Source organism: Arthrobacter sp. ISL-85 (genome assembly GCF_018613675.1).
In the GTDB taxonomy this organism is placed as follows: domain Bacteria; phylum Actinomycetota; class Actinomycetes; order Actinomycetales; family Micrococcaceae; genus Arthrobacter.
Genome location: NZ_JAGGPQ010000005.1, coordinates 375038 through 391730, shown reverse-complemented (window position 1 = coordinate 391730; position 16693 = coordinate 375038). Strand labels below are relative to the sequence as shown.

General features: G+C 66.7%; 16 protein-coding genes. 3 read left to right on the top strand and 13 right to left on the bottom strand.

Going from position 1 to position 16693, the window contains the following annotated elements; all coding sequences use genetic code 11:
* Positions 1-36 precede the first annotated feature (36 nt).
* The 5 genes from J7I84_RS04625 to J7I84_RS04605 are packed head-to-tail and all read right to left on the bottom strand — an operon-like array spanning position 37 to position 4399.
* Positions 37-513, bottom strand: a complete 477-nt coding sequence (locus J7I84_RS04625; protein ID WP_214941169.1) for a molybdenum cofactor biosynthesis protein MoaE — start codon at positions 511-513, stop codon at positions 37-39.
* On the bottom strand, positions 503-1027 hold the full coding sequence (locus tag J7I84_RS04620) for a MogA/MoaB family molybdenum cofactor biosynthesis protein (protein WP_214941165.1): 525 nt from the start codon (positions 1025-1027) through the stop codon (positions 503-505). The genes J7I84_RS04625 and J7I84_RS04620 overlap by 11 nt, the downstream gene beginning before the upstream one ends.
* Positions 1024-1515 (bottom strand): cyclic pyranopterin monophosphate synthase MoaC, encoded by a 492-nt coding sequence (gene moaC / locus J7I84_RS04615; RefSeq protein ID WP_214941162.1) that lies wholly within the window; start codon positions 1513-1515, stop codon positions 1024-1026. Before moaC ends, J7I84_RS04620 begins: the two co-directional genes overlap by 4 nt.
* Complete coding sequence (gene glp / locus J7I84_RS04610; protein ID WP_214941160.1) at positions 1503-2747, bottom strand: gephyrin-like molybdotransferase Glp; 1245 nt, start codon at positions 2745-2747, stop codon at positions 1503-1505. Before glp ends, moaC begins: the two co-directional genes overlap by 13 nt.
* A gap of 23 nt (positions 2748-2770) precedes the next feature.
* On the bottom strand, positions 2771-4399 hold the full coding sequence (locus J7I84_RS04605) for a molybdopterin-dependent oxidoreductase (RefSeq protein ID WP_311381062.1): 1629 nt from the start codon (positions 4397-4399) through the stop codon (positions 2771-2773).
* A 116-nt stretch (positions 4400-4515) separates the two neighbouring features.
* On the opposite strand from J7I84_RS04605, the gene moaA reads away from it, so the two are divergent.
* The 3 genes from moaA to J7I84_RS04590 are packed head-to-tail and all read left to right on the top strand — an operon-like array spanning position 4516 to position 7715.
* Positions 4516-5745 (top strand): GTP 3',8-cyclase MoaA, encoded by a 1230-nt coding sequence (gene moaA, locus J7I84_RS04600; RefSeq protein ID WP_396020026.1) that lies wholly within the window; start codon positions 4516-4518, stop codon positions 5743-5745.
* A gap of 5 nt (positions 5746-5750) precedes the next feature.
* Entirely contained in the window at positions 5751-6017 is a 267-nt protein-coding gene (locus tag J7I84_RS04595) for a MoaD/ThiS family protein (protein WP_214941155.1), read from the top strand.
* Between the two features lie 60 nt (positions 6018-6077).
* Positions 6078-7715, top strand: coding sequence for an HNH endonuclease signature motif containing protein (locus J7I84_RS04590; RefSeq protein ID WP_214941152.1), 1638 nt, complete (start codon positions 6078-6080; stop codon positions 7713-7715).
* A 264-nt stretch (positions 7716-7979) separates the two neighbouring features.
* Here J7I84_RS04590 and J7I84_RS04585 read toward each other — a convergent pair whose 3' ends face one another.
* From J7I84_RS04585 to J7I84_RS04550, 8 genes are all read right to left on the bottom strand, one after another.
* Positions 7980-8477: a DUF1579 family protein gene (locus tag J7I84_RS04585; RefSeq protein ID WP_214941149.1), complete on the bottom strand. Its 498-nt coding sequence runs from the start codon at positions 8475-8477 to the stop codon at positions 7980-7982.
* Positions 8478-8564: 87 nt separating this feature from the next.
* Positions 8565-9908, bottom strand: coding sequence for a pitrilysin family protein (locus tag J7I84_RS04580; protein ID WP_214941147.1), 1344 nt, complete (start codon positions 9906-9908; stop codon positions 8565-8567).
* 111 nt (positions 9909-10019) lie between these two features.
* Complete coding sequence (locus J7I84_RS04575; RefSeq protein ID WP_214941145.1) at positions 10020-12278, bottom strand: polyribonucleotide nucleotidyltransferase; 2259 nt, start codon at positions 12276-12278, stop codon at positions 10020-10022.
* Positions 12279-12523: 245 nt separating this feature from the next.
* The gene (gene rpsO / locus J7I84_RS04570; protein ID WP_214941143.1) at positions 12524-12793 is read right to left on the bottom strand and encodes a 30S ribosomal protein S15; all 270 of its coding nucleotides are present in this window, start codon (positions 12791-12793) and stop codon (positions 12524-12526) included.
* Positions 12794-12992: 199 nt separating this feature from the next.
* A complete protein-coding gene (locus tag J7I84_RS04565) occupies positions 12993-14252 on the bottom strand; it encodes a kynureninase (RefSeq protein WP_214941141.1) in 1260 nt (419 codons plus the stop codon).
* A complete protein-coding gene (gene kynA, locus J7I84_RS04560; protein ID WP_214941139.1) occupies positions 14249-15103 on the bottom strand; it encodes a tryptophan 2,3-dioxygenase in 855 nt (284 codons plus the stop codon). Before kynA ends, J7I84_RS04565 begins: the two co-directional genes overlap by 4 nt.
* A 40-nt stretch (positions 15104-15143) precedes the next feature.
* Positions 15144-16127, bottom strand: coding sequence for a bifunctional riboflavin kinase/FAD synthetase (locus J7I84_RS04555; protein WP_214941136.1), 984 nt, complete (start codon positions 16125-16127; stop codon positions 15144-15146).
* 100 nt (positions 16128-16227) lie between these two features.
* Positions 16228-16680 (bottom strand): hypothetical protein, encoded by a 453-nt coding sequence (locus J7I84_RS04550; RefSeq protein WP_214941133.1) that lies wholly within the window; start codon positions 16678-16680, stop codon positions 16228-16230.
* Between the last annotated feature and the right edge of the window lie 13 nt (positions 16681-16693).

The following is a 16693-nucleotide window of genomic DNA, read 5'->3' as shown; positions in this document are numbered from 1 at the left end:
GGGACAGCCTGGACCGCTGCCCGGCATGGTGCAGCGTCAGCTGCCGGCGCCAACCCATTCCACCGTGCCGTCCGAGAAGAACTGTTCCTTCCAGATGGGCACCTGCTCCTTGATCCGGTCCACCAGCTCGGAGCAGACGGCGAACGCCTGCCCGCGGTGCGCAGCGGATACCGCGCATACCAGGGCCGGGTCCCCGATTTCCAGCATTCCGATCCGGTGCGCCGCCCAGATGCGGACGGGCTGCCCGGTCCCGGTCGCCCGCGCGGCATCCCCGGCAGTGTCCTGCTCGGCAACCAGGCGCGCGACGACGTCGGCAATCACTTGGTGCGCCGAGGGGTGCGCACTGTAGCTGAGGCGCTCGACGGCCTTGCCGCCGTCGTGGTTGCGCACCACACCGCTGAAGCTGACCACTGCGCCGGCCGTGTCGCTTTCCACCGCGGCGATGGCCTGGTCCACGGAGATGGGGTCCGGGCTGAGGACGGCCCGTACTACCTCGAATGCTTCAGTGCCCATGTCCACCTTCCAACTGGTCGCAGAGATGCCCGATCACCGGGTCCAGGACGGTAAGGCCGTCCATGACGCCCTTCGGAGACCCGGGCAGGTTCACGACGAAGGTCCGGCCTGCGGCCCCGGCGTGCCCCCTGCTGAGGGCGGCCAGCGGGGTCTTGGCGGCACCGGCGCGCCTGATCGCCTCCATGATGCCCGGTATTTCCCGGTCCAGCAGCGGCAGGGTGACGTCTGGCGTCCGGTCGTCCGGGCTGAGCCCGGTGCCGCCACTGGTAATGACGACGGCGGGGTGCTGGGTGAGGAGCGCGCGGATGGCAGCGCCCACGGAATCGCCGTCGGGAACCACCATGGCCGGGAACACGTCGAAGCCGTGCTCGGTAAGCCAGTCGGTGATGATGGGCCCGGTTTCGTCGTCGTAGATGCCCGCGGCGGCGCGGGTGGAAGCGATCACGACGCCGGCCTTCCGCCCCTGCGCGTCGCCGTGCCGGTGGGGTTCGGCGGCGCTGAAGGTTGTGGTCACAGGGCCCAGTCTCCGCTCTTGCCGCCACTCTTGGCCAGCACCTTGATGTCGGTCAGGACGGCATGTTTGTCCACGGCTTTGATCATGTCGTAGACGCTGAGGGCTGCCACCGATGCCGCGGTCAGGGCCTCCATTTCCACGCCGGTGACGCCGCGGGTCTTGACGGTGGAGCTGATGGCCACGGCGTCGACGGCGAGCTCGAAATCGACGGTGACTTTGGAGAGGGGCAGCGGATGGCAGAGCGGAATAAGCTCCGGGGTCTTCTTGGCGGCCATGATGCCGGCCACGCGGGCAACAGCCAGGGCGTCTCCTTTGGGGAGCCCGCCGGTACCCAGCAGCTGCATGACTTCGGCTGTGGTTCGTACCGTGGCGGTGGCCGTAGCCTCGCGGGTTGTTTCTGCCTTGCCGGAAACATCCACCATCTGGGCGCTGCCGTCCTTGCGCAGGTGGGTCAGTGCGGGGGTCTGTTCTGCGTTCACAGCATCCATACTTCCACCTCGTCGCCGGCGGCGAGGTCCGTTACGCCGACAGGCACGTGAACCAGGACGTTCGATCCCGCAAGGGCGTGCATCAGGTGCGAGCTCTCGCCACCTTCCAGCCGTACCATCCCGTCCGGCTGCAGGATTCCACGCCGGACCTGGTGCTTGGAGCCGGGGGACGCGAGCGGCTGGGCGAGCCGGGCCCGCAGGGGCAGCCTGGGTGCCGGTGCCCCGAGCAACGCCGACAGGGCTGGACGGAGGAACATCTCGAAGGACACCAGGCAGCTGACCGGATTGCCGGGAAACCCAAGGAAGGGGACGCCGTCGAACATGCCGATCCCCTGGGGGCCGCCCGGCTGCATGGCGACGTGCAGGAAGTCGACGGGCTGGTCCGCCATGGCCTGCCGCACCACCTCATACGCGCCTTTGCTGACCCCGCCGGTGGTGACGATCAGGTCCACGTCTTGGCCCGCGGTTCGCAGCAGTGCCTGGAGTTCTGCCGGGTTGTCGGTGGAAATACCCGCGCGGCGGACAGTGACGCCCGCCTGCTTCATGGCCCCTTCCAGGAGGGTTCCGTTGGAGTCGTAGATCTTGCCCTCCGGCAGCGCACGGCCCGGTTCAACTACCTCGTCCCCCGTGGTGACGAGCAGGACGGTCACGGCCCGGTAGACCTCCACCGCAGACATGCCAAGGGCTGCGAGCAGCCCCAGCTGTGCCGGCCCCAGGCAGGTCCGGGCGGCCAGGGCCCGCTCCCCCGTTGCAATGTCGCTGCCGGCCGCGCGGACGTACGTCCCTGGCGCGGTGGCAGGCAGTTTCACTGGTCCGGTGTGGCCGGGTTCCAGGAAGCGGTCCGGTGCGGCCTTTTCGATGGGCACGACGGCGTCAGCCCCCGCGGGGATCATGGCACCGGTCATGATGGGCACCGCACTCCCGGGCTCAAGCGGCTGCGGGCTTGACCCGGCGGGAACGGGGGGCATGATGCGAAGGTCGGCGCCGCCGTCGGGAATGTCCGCGGAACTGACGGCATAACCGTCCATCTGGGAATTGGCGAAAGGCGGAAGGCTGAGCGGCGCCAGGAATCCATGCACCAGCGCCCGGCCCAGGGCATCAGGAAGGGGAACAACTTCAGCACGGGATTCTGCCGCGAGCGGGGCCAGAAGATGCGTGACGGCAGCCAGATGCCCGGCAACGGAGCGGGCACGGTGGGCCGTGCCCGCTGGGGTGGCGTGCGTGCTGGTCATGGATACGCCTTTGGTCGCGGCCTTCAGGATTTCACGTCCACTCTAACGGTGTGGAATCCCGTGGCTCCATCGGGTGCCGGCGGCCGCGATGTTTCATCCTGGGGCTGGCCGTTCAGGTCCGTGGCGCGGACCTGGACCTCGTACTGCCCGGGGGTGAGGTCGACGCCCAGCTTCCACTGGTACCAGGTGTCCAGCGAGATGCCGGGGGCCAGCTCAGCTTCCTGCCACGGCCCCCTGTTGATCCGCAGTTCCACTTTCCGGATGCCCGTGTGCTGGGCCCAGGCAACGCCCGCCAGCACCACTGTTCCTGCGCTGACCGGGCGCCCGCTGCGGGGCACGTCGATGCGCGACGACGTCTTGATGGGCCCGCGCGCGGACCAGCCGCGCGGAGTCCAGTACCCGGCGTCGTCGGCGAACCTGGTGACCTTGAGTTCCGTGACCCACTTGGTGGCGGAGACGTAACCGTAAAGGCCTGGGACTATGAGCCGGACCGGGAATCCGTGCTCCAGCGGCAGCGGTTCCCCGTTCATGCCCACCGCCAGCAGGGCGTCCCTGTTATCGGTGAGGACCTCCAGCGGCGTCCCCGCGGTCCAGCCATCGGAGCTTCGGGAGAGGACCATGTCCGCCCCCTGCTGGGGAACGGCCAGGGCCAGCAGTTCGCGCACCGGCCAGCCGAGCCAGCGGGCATTGCCGATCAGGTCCCCGCCCACGTCGTTGGAGACACAGGCGATGCTGACGTGGCGTTCGGTCAAGGGCTTTGCCAGGAGGTCGGCGAAGGAGAGCTGGACTTCCCGGGCTACCATGCCGGTGACTTTGAGGACCCAGGTGTCCGGGTTGACGGCGGGGACGGACAGGGCTGTGTCGATCCGGTAGAAATCCGGGTTTGGCGTAACCAGCGGCGGCATGCCGGCCACTCCAGGCTCCGCAGCAGCCGGAATGGGCGGGGCCGGTGACGCCGGCGCGGGAAGGACAATGCGTGCCCTGGCTTCACTGACAGCAAGGGCGGCTCCCCGCCAGATACCCGCCAGCACTCCGCCCAGGGCAGTGGCGGCGGCGGTGATGGCAAGGGTCTGGAGGAAGTTCCGGCGGGACCCGGCGGCTGCGGCGCTGTCCCCGGGTGCGGCGGTTTCCCACTCCTGCAGCCTGCGGACCAGGAACCGCAACAGCAATGCGGCAACTGCCGCGGCCAGGAGCGGAAGCGTGAGGGCCACAGGGGTCACCTGGGACCGTGTCAGGACCGCTGCAGTTCCGGCCAGGCCGAAGATTCCCATCACAGCGGCACCAGTGAACCGCCGGCGGCGCTCAAGGACACCGGCAAATGCGGCCAGCACGGCAATGCCCAGGGCCATGCCCGTAAGGAGCGCAGCCTTGTCAGCCGTGCCGAAAAGGGAGATGGCCCAGTCCTTGACACCGGGCGGGACGGCATCGATGACGGCCCCGCCCACGGCGGTCAGGGGGGAAAGGGAGGGACTGATAAATCCGGCGAGCAGCTCCCCTGCTGCTACGCCGCCGGCCGCTGCAACTATCCCGGCAGCCGCGGCCCGCCCGGCCCCGGCGCGCGGGACTGCCGGTTGCCGGCCGGGACTTTCCGGGCGCTCCCCAAGGCCGGCGCCGTCGTCGTCCGTCCCATGCTCTTGCCGGGGAATCTTCACAACTTCAGCATATGTTCGTTGGCGGTCCCCGGCGCCGGTGCAGCCCATTGACCGGGACCTGGCCGATTCCGGGCCCCGGGTGTGATGCGCGGCGCAACGTGGCGTAGCCTGAATTCATGAGTGTCCAGCTAGGCATGCCCCAGCCGCGCGAGGAAGCAGCACCGGCGATGCCGGGCGTTCCCGCACGCCGGCCCGCGGATGCACCGGCGGGGCTCGCGGACCGGTATGGCCGCCGCGCCACGGACATGAGGCTCTCCCTGACGGACAAGTGCAACCTCCGCTGCACCTACTGCATGCCGGCGGAAGGCCTTGAATGGCTCGCCAAGCAGGCAGTAATGTCCGCCGCTGAAATCATACGGATCGTCAGGGTCGGCGTGGAGCAGCTGGGAGTCCGCGAACTGCGACTGACGGGTGGCGAGCCGCTGGTCAGGCATGACCTGGTGGACATCGTCGGAGCACTGCGGGCCAACCACCCGGACCTGCCCATCTCCATGACCACCAACGGCGTGGGCCTGGCGAAGAAGGCGGCGGCGCTCAAGGATGCCGGGCTGACCCGCATCAACGTGTCGCTGGATTCCCTGCACGAGGAAACCTTCGCCAAGCTCACCCGGCGCCCGTTCCTAAACCAGGTCCTGGCCGGCGTGGACGCTGCCTGGGCCGCGGGCCTGGGCCCGGTCAAGTTGAACGCGGTCCTGATGCGGGGCATCAACGACGTAGCGTCGCCGCAGCTGCTGGCCTGGGCGCTGGAGCGCGGGTACGAGCTGCGGTTTATTGAGCAGATGCCGCTCGACGCCGACCACGGCTGGACGCGCCGCAACATGATCACCGCAGCCGAGATCCGCGGGCTGCTGTCCCGGGATTACGTCCTCAGTCCCGATCACCGGGCCCGAGACGGCGCGCCTGCGGAGCGCTTTGAAGTACGACGGCGGGTGGCAGGCCCCGCGGACGGCGGCGGTTCCGCTGACGGTCCCGGTTCCGCGGACGGCGGCGGTTCCGCGGACGGCCCCGGTTCCGCGGACGGCGGCGGTTCCGCGGACGGTCCCGGTTCCGCGGACGGCCCCGTCCTGGGGACGGTGGGGATCATCGCCTCCGTCACCGAACCTTTCTGCTCCGACTGCCGGCGGACCAGGATCACTGCCGAGGGCAAGATCATGGGCTGCCTCTTTTCACGCGAGGAGTTCGATCTGCTGGGGCTGCTGCGCGCCGGGGCCAGTGACGTCGAGTTGGCGCAGCGGTGGCAGGACGCCATGTGGATCAAACCAAAGGCCCACGGCATGGACCACGTGGGACTGGACGCTCCGGACTTCGTCCAGCCGGACCGCAGCATGAGCGCCATCGGGGGCTGACCCAAATGCTTGTACGTTATTTTGCTGCCGCACGCGCTGCAGCAGGCTTCGAGGAAGAAAAGTTCCACCTGCCGGAGGGCGCCACCGTGGCGGACCTGCTGGCAGCCGTTGCCGCAGTGGAGCGCGCCGAGCCTCCGGCCGGGACGCCGCCGCTTCCCCGCCTTCTTTCGCGGAGCAGCTTTCTGCTCAATGAGGTGGCCGTGCGGGACCAAACAACCGTTCTTGGCCCCGACGACGTGGTGGACGTGCTGCCTCCCTTTGCGGGCGGGTAAAACAGCCGGGGTCTGCTGCCCCAAATCTTGAATGTCACACCCTCGTTGGATGATGTCCTTATGGGAATCGGCAGCGGTGTTGGGGTGGCTTTGGCGGTGGTTTCTGCCTCTGTCGCAGCCCTCGATGCCCTGGAGCGTGAGGATGCTTTCCTTGCTTCCGGGGCTGCTGTTGGTGCAGGTGTTGACTTGCTGCAGCGGCGGTACCAGATCCGGCTGGAACGGCTGGAGCTTGCATCCCGGCTGGAAGCGCGGCTCTCCGCGCTGAAAGCCCGGGACGCTGCCGAAGCCGTGGGGTTCCAGCAGGCCATGACCCCGCCGGACGCCTCCGTGCAGGACCGCACCTACGCGCAGATGTCCGTTGTGGAGGAGATCGCAGGCGTCCTTACTATTAGCTCCGCAGCATCCGGAGCGTTCGTGGATCAATCCCGGCAGGTCTGCTCCCTGCCGCCGGTCTTCGAGGCCCTGTCCACCGGTGCCATGTCCTGGCAGCACGCCAAAATCATCGCAGATGAGACCGAAGGCCTCACGCCTGAAGGAGCGGTGTCGTTGGTTGCACATTTCTTCGACCCCGATGCGCCGAATCCCGCCCGCGGCGCAGCCCCCGGCGAACTCATTCCGTCGCGGTTCCGGGCCAAGGTCCGTGGCTGGCGGGAACGGCACCACCCCGAATCCATCGAGAAACGCCACGCCAAAGGTGTGGCCGACAGGCGGATGGAATACACCCCGGACCGCGACGGCATGGCCTGGCTCTCCCTCTACCTGCCCGGCGACACCGCCTGTGCCATCTGGAACCGCACCACCGCCACCGCCCGCGGACTCCAAGGCCCCAACGAACACCGCACCCTCACCCAACTCCGCCCCGACATCGCCGCATCCCTGCTCCTCGGCGCAGGGAACACCGCCACAGCCGGTAGCGGAAGCAGCGAAGACATGGGCGCTGGCATCACCACTGGCATTGGGAAGGTTCCTACGCTCAGAGCCGACGTCCTGGTGACAGTGCCGGTGTTCTCCCTTCTCGGCCTGACCGATGAGCCCGCCATGCTGGACGGTCTGGGACCGATCCCGGCCTCCATGGCACGTGCGCTCGTCGCCGACGGGGCCAACTCGTTCTACCGTGTCCTTGTCGATCCGAGGGACGGAGCACCACTGGAGATCGGCCGGAAAAACTACCGGCTTACGGAAACCATCAAACGCTGGATTCGGATGCGGGACCTCAAATGCACCTTCCCCGGCTGCACCAACCGCACCCCCGACAACGAAACCGACCACCTCAAAGCCTGGGAACACGGCGGAACCACCGGGACCAGCAACCTCGGACAGCTGTGTCCGAAGCACCACCGGCTCAAACACCACAGCCAATGGACACCAGACCCGGCAACCGAGAAAGATCCACCCGGCTGGACCTCACCCACCGGACGACACTACAAAGCCGAACACCCCGACAGCGAAGCAACTCACTGGCCGTCGTTGCTGGGCCTTTCCATGGCCTTGACGGGATTCGACGAGATACCTGAAAACTTCAACGCGGTGCCGGGAAACGTAGGCCGGCAAGGCGGCGAACTGCTACAGGGAGCCTTTGTTTACCCAGACGACATTCCCGTGGATGACGCTATCTGGGAAGATTTCTACTCGAGCCCGTTCGTACTCCCGTCCGACCCGCTGAAGGACTGCTGGACAACGATGCAGCCCTGGCCCTAAGTTGAGTTTGTCCCCTAAGCCATCGCCCGGCTAGTGCCCCAGCGCCATGGCCAGCAGTGATGCCCGCTATGGATTCCTCAGCCTTGGAAAGGCTGCTTGAACTTGTCCTGCACGGTGTAAGTCGTAACCCATCGGGCAGCGCCCAGACCCATGGACTTCCCCACGTGGAAGTCGCCAAAGACGCGCATCATGGGGCCTGTGTACCGAGCCATGGTCCAGACCGGGTGGACCGGGTGGACGCATTTGAGACTCGGTGGACGAAGCTCATGCCTTGCGGAAGACCGAGCGCATGAACGGCCTGTAGGCAGGGCTTCTTCCGTCCACTGCGGCTTCCGCACCTGCCGCGCCGCCTCCGTCGTCCTTTGTGGCCGAACGCAACTCGGTAACGTGGGTCAGCACACCGTCATCAAGCAAGAGGGAGTGGCGTGTCCAGCCGGCGTCGCTGTGGCGCTCCACGCGGAGGATGCCGTTGCGCCAGGTGCAGCGGGCGGCCGTGCCGGGCGGCACGCCGGTGCTGTCGACGTAGTACCACAGCACGTCATTGTGGACCGGATCGACCGTGAAGATGCCGTGGCCTTCAAAGTGGCTGCCGTCCGGTTCAACGTGGCGGTAGCTCTGCACCACGCCGAGGCCGCCGGCCACGTTGCTGTAGGTCACCTCGGCGTCTACGCTGCGCTCGGGCCCCCAGGGGCCTGCAGCGACCCGGGTGTGTCCCCGCCAGTGGCCCAGCAGTCCGGACAAGGCAGGATGTGCATGCTCCATCCCCGCACCGTCCATCGCCACGCCACCCCCTGCCGAAGATCACCTCACCCTCAGAATGGACTCTGCAGGGCCGCGACGCCAGCTTCGCTAAAGCCCGAAAGTCTCGGTCTCCTCGAACGGGCCAACCACCGTGACGGTCCTGGGGGCGGCAGCCAGTTCGGCAGCCAGTTCCTGGACCTGTTCCGCCGTAACGGCCTTGATGAGGCGCAGTGTCTCGTCGATGTCCTGGTATTCACCGGAGACCAGTTCGGCCCTGCCCAGCCGGGACATCCGGGAGCCGGTGTCCTCCAGGGCCAGGACAATTCCACCACCGAGCTGTCCCACTGCCTTGCGGAGTTCCTCGTCGGAGATTCCACCTTCGGCGAGCTTGTCCAATTCCACGCCCAGCAGGTCCAGCACCTGCCGGACCTTCGACGGCGTGCAGCCGGCATACATGCCGAAGTAGCCGGCGTCGGCGTAGGACGAAGCGAAGGAGTAGGTGGAGTACACCAGGCCGCGTTTCTCACGGACTTCCTGGAACAGCCTCGAAGACATGCCGCCGCCAAGCACCGCGTTCAGCACACTCATGACGTAGCGGCGTTCGTCGGTGGCAACGATCGTGGGGCAGCCCATGATGATGTTCGCCTGCTCCACCGCACGCTTGACCACGTGCAGCCCGGCCGTCCCCGTGATCAGTGCCCGCTCGGTGGAACGCCGCTGCACCGGCGCCGCGTCCGCCTCCAGGGACCAGCCCGCAGTCTCGAGGGCATCCACCACCAGTCCGCAGACGACGTCGTGGTCCAGGCCGCCCGCGGCGGTGATGACCAGTTCCTCCGGCTTGTAGTACCTGCGGTAGTGCTCCCACACGGAGTCACGGGCCACGGCCTTAATGGCTGCGGGGGTGCCGCCGATGGGACGCCCCAGCGGGTGGCTGCCGAGGACCGCGGCGACGAAGTGCTCGTGGGCAACATCGGTGGGGTCATCGCTGTCCATGGCGATTTCTTCCAGGATGACGTCCCGCTCCTGCTCCATCTCCCCGGGGTCCAGCACCGCGCCGGTGATCATGTCCGCAATCACGTCGATGGCCATGGGCAGGTCCGAATCCAGGACCCTGGCAAAGTAGCAGGTGCTTTCCTTGGCCGTGGCGGCGTTCGATTCGCCGCCCACCTCGTCAAAGGCGGAGGCAATCTCCAGGGCCGTACGCCGCTTGGTGCCCTTGAACAGCAGGTGCTCAAGGAAGTGGGTGGATCCGTGCTGGCCCGGAGCTTCGTCGCGCGACCCGACCCCGACCCAGAACCCGATGGTGGCTGACCGCTGGCCCGGCATCGCTTCAGTCAATACCCGCACTCCCCCTGGCAGCACGGAACGCCGGACCTCGGACCCTCCGTCGGAGCCGTGGACCAGGGAGTCGCCGGCGTGGTTCTGCTCAAGCGGCAGGGGTACAACAGTCATTGATGCCTTTCAGGACGGGCAACCGGATCTGGCTGCCATCGTAACAGCGGCGGGACCGGTGGATCATCCACCGGTCCCGCCGATTCATGCCTTGCCGGGAAGCCCGGACTGTTAGACCTCAGCGCCTTCAGCAGGCTCCGTGGCGTGGGCGCGCTCGGTGTCGGCCTGAGCCTCTTCCTCGGCTACCACCGGGGAAAGCGAAAGCTTTCCGCGGTCATCGATCTTGGTGATCTCCACCTGGATCTTCTGGCCGACGGAAACGACGTCATCCACGTTGTCCACGCGCTTGCCGCCTGCGATCTTGCGCAGTTCGGAGATGTGCAGGAGGCCGTCCTTGCCCGGGGTCAGCGATACGAAGGCACCGAAGGTGGTGGTCTTGACGACCGTACCCAGGTAGCGCTCGCCGATTTCCGGGACCTGCGGGTTCGCGATGGCGTTGATGGCGGAGCGTGCTGCGTCGGCAGACGGGCCGTTGGTGGCGCCGATGTAGACGGTGCCGTCGTCCTCGATGGAGATGTCGGCGCCGGTGTCTTCCTGGATCTGGTTGATCATCTTGCCCTTGGGGCCGATGACCTCGCCGATCTTGTCCACGGGGATCTTCACGGCGATGACGCGCGGCGCGAACTCGGAGAGCTCGTCCGGGGTGTCGATGGCCGAGTTGATGACCTCGAGGATGTGGAGGCGGGCTTCGCGGGCCTGCTTCAGGGCTGCGGCCAGGACCGAGGCCGGGATGCCGTCAAGCTTGGTGTCCAGCTGGATGGCCGTGACGAACTCGGAGGTACCGGCCACCTTGAAGTCCATGTCGCCGAAGGCATCTTCGGCGCCGAGGATATCGGTGAGCGCGGCGTAGCGGGTCTGGCCGTCCACCTGGTCGGAGACCAGGCCCATGGCGATACCGGCAACGGCGGCCTTCAGCGGCACGCCGGCGTTCAGCAGCGACAACGTGGAGGCGCAGACGGAACCCATCGACGTCGAACCGTTGGAGCTGAGAGCCTCAGACACCTGGCGGATGGCGTAGGGGAATTCCTCACGGGACGGCAGCACCGGCATGATGGCGCGTTCTGCGAGGGCACCGTGGCCGATTTCGCGGCGCTTGGGCGAGCCCACGCGGCCGGTCTCACCGGTGGAGTACGGCGGGAAGTTGTAGTTGTGCATGTAGCGCTTGCGCGTCACCGGCGACAGCGAGTCGATCTGCTGTTCCATCTTGAGCATGTTCAGCGTGGTGACGCCCATGATCTGGGTCTCGCCGCGTTCGAAGATGGCGGAGCCGTGGACGCGGGGCAGGACCTCGACCTCGGCGGTGAGCTGGCGGATGTCCGTCAGGCCGCGGCCGTCGATGCGGATCTGGTCCTTGAGGATGCGCTGGCGCACAACGTGCTTGGTGACCGAGCGGAAGGCTGCGGACAGTTCCTTCTCGCGGCCTTCGAACTGGCTGGCGAGGCCGGCGATGACCTCGTCCTTGAGAGCGTCGGAAGCGTTGTCGCGTTCCTGCTTGTCGGCGATCTGGAAGACGGCGGCAAGCTTGTCCGCTGCGGCAGACTCGACGGCTGCATAGGCGTCGTCTTCGTAGTCCAGGAAGACGGGGAATTCAACGGTGGGCTTGGCAGCGCGTGCGGCGAGGTCTGCCTGGGCGTCGCACAGTGCCTTGATGAACGGCTTGGCAGCTTCCAGGCCCTCGGAGACAACCTCTTCGGTGGGGGCGGTAGCGCCCTGTTCCTTGATCAGGTTCCAGGCGTTGTCCGTGGCCTCAGCTTCGACCATCATGATGGCGACGTCGTCACCGGCAACGCGGCCGGCCACAACCATGTTGAACACGGAGTTTTCCAGCTGGGAGTGCTTGGGGAAAGCAACCCACTGGGTGCCGTTTTCGTCGGCGACCAGGGCAACGCGGACGCCGCCGATGGGGCCGGAGAACGGCAGGCCGGACAGCTGCGTAGACATGGAGGAGGCGTTGATGGCCACCACGTCGTAGAGCTCGTCAGGGTTGATGGCCAGCACGGTCACGACGATCTGGACTTCATTGCGCAGGCCCTTGATGAAGGCGGGGCGCAGCGGCCGGTCCATCAGGCGGCAGGCCAGGATGGCTTCCGTGGACGGGCGGCCTTCACGGCGGAAGAACGAACCCGGGATGCGGCCGGCAGCGTACATGCGCTCTTCGACGTCGACCGTCAGCGGGAAGAAGTCGAAGCCTTCACGCGGGTGCTTGCCGGCCGTGGTTGCCGACAGCAGGGCGGTGTCATCGTCGATGTACACCATTGCTGCGCCGGCGGCCTGCTTGGCAAGGCGGCCGGTTTCGAAGCGGATGACCCGCTTGCCGAAGCGGCCATTGTCAATGACGGCTTCCGAGAACTGGATTTCGGGACCCTCCACAGAGAGTCACCTCCGTTTCTGTTTTACGGAAGTCCAGCCGCATCAACCCAGGCCAGCATCTGTCTACTGGCCCTGCACCCGGTCGTCGATCGAGACCCACGGGCGTGGCTTCTGTCAACGAAGCCGTTCCCGGGGATCACTACCGAGGACCGCGAATGCGTGATGCGGTTGATCCTCCTGTTTAGTTTTAGGTTGTGAACGGAGCAGCCCGGTCCCGGATGGAGCCGGGCCGCTCCAAAGTCCGACTAGCGGCGCAGGCCGAGGCGCTCGATGAGCGCGCGGTAGCGGTTGATGTCAGTCTTCTTCAGGTAGCCAAGCATGCGCTTGCGACGACCGACCATGCCCAGCAGACCGCGCTGGGTGTGGTAATCGTGCTTGTGCTCCTTCATGTGCTCAGTCAGATCCTTGATCCGCTGGGTCAGGACCGCAACCTGGACCTCGGGTGAACCGGTGTCACCTTCGGCGGTTGCGTATTCCTTGATGATGGACTGCTTTACAGCGGCGTCAAGTGCCACAATAACTCCTTGGGATGTGCCGTGAGGGCCCGGATCAGAAACTCACTGCCGGGTCTGCCGCGTACGTCCAACCCGGAAAGCCGGAAGGGGCCGCCAACAACAGGAACCAGCCGCCACGGACTGCAGCCGGATCCATCGTCCAGTTTACCGGCACGGACCTAACCTTGTCGAAACACGCGCGGCGGCAATGCCACCGCGGTCAGTCCTGCAGGCGGTCCCGGATGGCGGCCATGCCGTCAAGCACCTCGGCGAAGCTGGTGCTTAGGGGTGACAGTCCCACCCGGATGCCGTGCGGCGAGCGGAAGTCGGGGATGACGTCGCCGTCCCAGAGGGCTTCGACGGTGGCTTTGGTGAAGTCCGGATGGTCCACCGTGATGTGGCCGCCCCGCTCCCCCGGACTCCGCGGCGTGGCCAGTTCAGCTCCCAGGGGCGCCAGCCACGCGTCGAACACCTCCACTGCGAAGGCGGTCAGGTCTGCCGACTTCGAGCGGACGGCTGCCATGCCGGCCTCTTCGAGGAGGTCCAGGGTGCCCTGCATGGCGATCATGCCGAAGATCGCAGGGGTTCCGCTGAGGAAGCCGCCGATGCCGGGGGCCGGTTCATAGCCGGCAGCCATCTCAAAGGCATCCTTGCGGCCCATCCAGCCCCAGATCGGCTGGTTCAGCGAAGGCAGGTGCCTGGCGTTCACATAGGCGAAGGCAGGTGAACCGGGGCCCCCGTTGAGGTACTTGTACGTGCAGCCCGCGGCGAAGTCCACCCCCGCCCCGTCCAGGTCGATCTCCACCGACCCCGCCGAATGGCAAAGATCCCACACCACCAGGGCGCCGGCGTCGTGCACTGCCGCGGTGATGCCCGGAAGGTCCGCAAGGTGGCCCGAGCGGTAGGCGATCTGGCTGAGGAGGACGACGGCGGTGCGCGGCCCGGTGGCCTGGCGAACCTGGTCAAGGGTCACCCCGGCGGCGGGGTCGGGTTCGATCCAGCGGAGGGTCAGGCCTTCCTCGAGGGCGATGCCCTCCACCAGGTAGCGGTCGGTGGGGAAGTTTTCAGTGTCCAGCACCAATTCGTTGCGGTCCGGGTCCTGCACTGCGGCAAGGGCAGCACGGAGCAGCTTGTACAGCACCACTGTGGTGGAGTCGGCGATGATGGTCTGACCGGGCGCCGCACCCAGGACGGCCCGGCCCAGCTGGTCCCCGATGGCCTGCGGCATGGCGAGCCATCGTTCGTCCCAGCCACGGATGAGGCGGCCGCCCCAGTCGTCCCGGATGAAGGCGGCGACATCGTCCGCGGTCCGTTTCAGGGGCCGGCCCAGCGAGTTGCCGTCCAGGTAGGACAGGGGCGTGTCCGTGCCAATGAAGTGGTCGCGGTAGTGCGCCAGGGCGTCCCGGCGGTCCAGCTCGTCGGCGCGCTGCCGGAGTTGATCCGCCGAAACCACGGTGGCGTTCTCCTGCTGGGTGCTCATTGTCCGATCTCCGTCCTGACAGCGAATAGTTCCGGGAAGAACGTCAGTTCCAGGGCCTTCTGCAGGAAGGTCACACCGCTGGATCCGCCGGTGCCGGTCTTCATGCCGATGGTCCGCTGGACAGTACGCAGGTGCCGGAACCGCCAGAGCTGGAAGTTGTCCTCCAGGTCCACCAGTTCCTCGCATGCCTCGTAAGCAGCCCAGTTGTCCGCCGCATTCTCGTAGATGTACTTGAAGAGCGGGACCAGTTCCGGGGTGAACTCGTGGGCGCGGGTCACGTCCCGTTCCAGGACCGCCGGCGGGACGTCGAACCCCTGCCGGGCAAGGTATGCCAGGAACTCGTCATAGATGCTGGGGGCGGCCAGCAGCTCCGCCAGCATGGCGTACGCCTCCGGGTCGGATTCGAAGACCGGCAGCATCCTGCGGTTCTTGTTCCCCAACACGAATTCGACGGCCCGGTACTGTGCGGACTGGAAACCTGAGGAGTTGCCCAGGAAGCCCCGGAACTGGGAATACTCGGTGGGCGTCAGGGTGGCCAGGACAGACCACTGCTCGGTGAGGGTCTTCTGGATGTGCTTGACCCGGGCGATGCCCTTGAGCGCCGAGCCGAGGTCGTCCGCGCGGAGCCAGGCCGCGGCGCTGCGGAGTTCATGGAGAACCAGCTTGAGCCACAGCTCCGTGGTCTGGTGCTGGATGATGAAGAGCAGCTCGTCGTGGTGTTCGGGCTGGCTGACCGGCTGCTGCGCGCTGAGCAGTGTGGGAAGCTGCAGGTAGGAGGCGTAGCTCATCCGCGAGCTGAAGTCGCGGACGATCCCCTTATCCAGCTTGCGGGTGTTCTTCTCGACGGACACGTACTGCCTTTCGTTGTTGTCAGCCCGGCCGATGCTGCAGTCAGTGGCCGCCCAGGAGCTGGTGGGTCTTTGCCACATCCAGCAGCATTTGTTCCACGAGGGCTTCAGGGCCACGGTAAGCCACCATGCCGCGAAGCCGCGCCACAAATTCCACGATCACTGTCTGGCCGTACAGATCGAAGTCCTCCACGGCCTCCTGCGGCCTGTCGATCACGTGCGCCTCAACTTGGCGGCTGACGCCGTCGAAGGTGGGGTTGGAGCCTACGGAAATAGCTGCCGGCCAGCGCTTGCCGGCCTGGTCCACCAGCCAGCCGGCGTAAATGCCATCCGCGGGGATCAGGCCCGTGGCATCCGAGGAAAGGTTTGCCGTGGGAAAACCAAGCGCCCTGCCCCGGGCGGCGCCGTGGACCACCTCGCCCCGCATCCGGTGCGGCCGGCCAAGGACCGAAGCGGCAGTGGTGACGTCTCCAGCCTGCAGGGCTTCGCGCACCCAGGTGGAGGAACAGCGGCGGTCCGTGCCGTCGTCGTCGTGCAGGGGGTAGCCCTCAGCCCCGAACTCGCTGATCACCTGCACATCGAAGCCGAATTTTTCGCCCAGGGCCTTCATTGTGTCCAGGTCGCCCGAGTTGCCGCGCCCGAAGCGGGCGTCGTGGCCGATGACCACGTGGCTGGCGTGCAGGCAGTCCACAAGGTACTGCTCCACGAACTCCTCGGCCGTGAGGCTGGCGAGGTCCAGCGAGTACTTGACCACCAGGATGGCGTCCAGGCCCAAACCGCCCAGCGCCTCCAGCTTGTCCTCCAGGCCCATGATCAGCTCCGGCGCGGCTTCGGGCCGGTGGATTACTGCCGGATGGGGGTCGAAGGTGACAGCCACGGCCTTGGCGTGGGAAAGGCGGGCCGACCGGATCAGCTGGGACAGCACCTGCTGGTGGCCGCGGTGAACGCCGTCGAAGTTGCCGAAAGTGACAACAGATGGGCCGAAGTCCGCCGGGACGTCGGACGGATCGTTCCAGATGTAAACCATCACCCTCGCCTTAAGCTGCCTGAAAGCATCAACGTTCCGTCAGCCCTTCCGGCCGCGGAACTCTTCAAGGTTACCCGGATTCACTGCCCGGCTTTGCCCGTCACTGCGCGGCTTTGGCCTGCGAGGGGCGGCGCCGGTACAGCCACACCAGTCCCAGGATGGGCAGGAGCAGGGGGATGAAGCCGTAGCCGCGGCCGAACAGCGACCAGACGGTCTCGTGCGGGAACTGCACGGAGTCCAGGACGCTCAGGGCCCCCACCACCAGGACGCCGGCCAGTTCAACCAGCACCGCCGCTACCGAGACTTTGAACCACGTGGTTCCGGCTTTAGCCAGCGACACAGTGGCCAGGATGTAGACCAGGGCGGCGAAGGCGGACAGCAGGTAGGCCAGGGGCGCCTCTGAGAACTTGGTGAGGATCTGATAACCGGCGCGGGCAGTGGCCGAGATGGCGAAAACCCCGTACACCGCAATCAGGAGGCGGCCGGGCCCGGTGTTGCGGGTGTTACGGACAGGGGTGCCTCCGGTGGCCGGCTGGGCCTGCTGGTCTTTCATTTCTGCTGCTTCT

What these genes read in the sequence shown, in the direction of transcription:
- J7I84_RS04625 (WP_214941169.1), bottom strand. Translation starts at nt 513, where the DNA reads ATGGGCACTGAAGCATTCGAGGTAGTACGGGCCGTCCTCAGCCCGGAC.
- moaC (WP_214941162.1), bottom strand. Translation starts at nt 1,515, where the DNA reads ATGGATGCTGTGAACGCAGAACAGACCCCCGCACTGACCCACCTGCGC.
- glp (WP_214941160.1), bottom strand. Translation starts at nt 2,747, where the DNA reads ATGACCAGCACGCACGCCACCCCAGCGGGCACGGCCCACCGTGCCCGC.
- moaA (WP_396020026.1), top strand. Translation starts at nt 4,516, where the DNA reads ATGAGTGTCCAGCTAGGCATGCCCCAGCCGCGCGAGGAAGCAGCACCG.
- J7I84_RS04595 (WP_214941155.1), top strand. Translation starts at nt 5,751, where the DNA reads ATGCTTGTACGTTATTTTGCTGCCGCACGCGCTGCAGCAGGCTTCGAG.
- J7I84_RS04590 (WP_214941152.1), top strand. Translation starts at nt 6,078, where the DNA reads ATGGGAATCGGCAGCGGTGTTGGGGTGGCTTTGGCGGTGGTTTCTGCC.
- J7I84_RS04585 (WP_214941149.1), bottom strand. Translation starts at nt 8,477, where the DNA reads ATGGAGCATGCACATCCTGCCTTGTCCGGACTGCTGGGCCACTGGCGG.
- J7I84_RS04580 (WP_214941147.1), bottom strand. Translation starts at nt 9,908, where the DNA reads ATGACTGTTGTACCCCTGCCGCTTGAGCAGAACCACGCCGGCGACTCC.
- J7I84_RS04565 (WP_214941141.1), bottom strand. Translation starts at nt 14,252, where the DNA reads ATGAGCACCCAGCAGGAGAACGCCACCGTGGTTTCGGCGGATCAACTC.
- J7I84_RS04555 (WP_214941136.1), bottom strand. Translation starts at nt 16,127, where the DNA reads ATGGTTTACATCTGGAACGATCCGTCCGACGTCCCGGCGGACTTCGGC.
- J7I84_RS04550 (WP_214941133.1), bottom strand. Translation starts at nt 16,680, where the DNA reads ATGAAAGACCAGCAGGCCCAGCCGGCCACCGGAGGCACCCCTGTCCGT.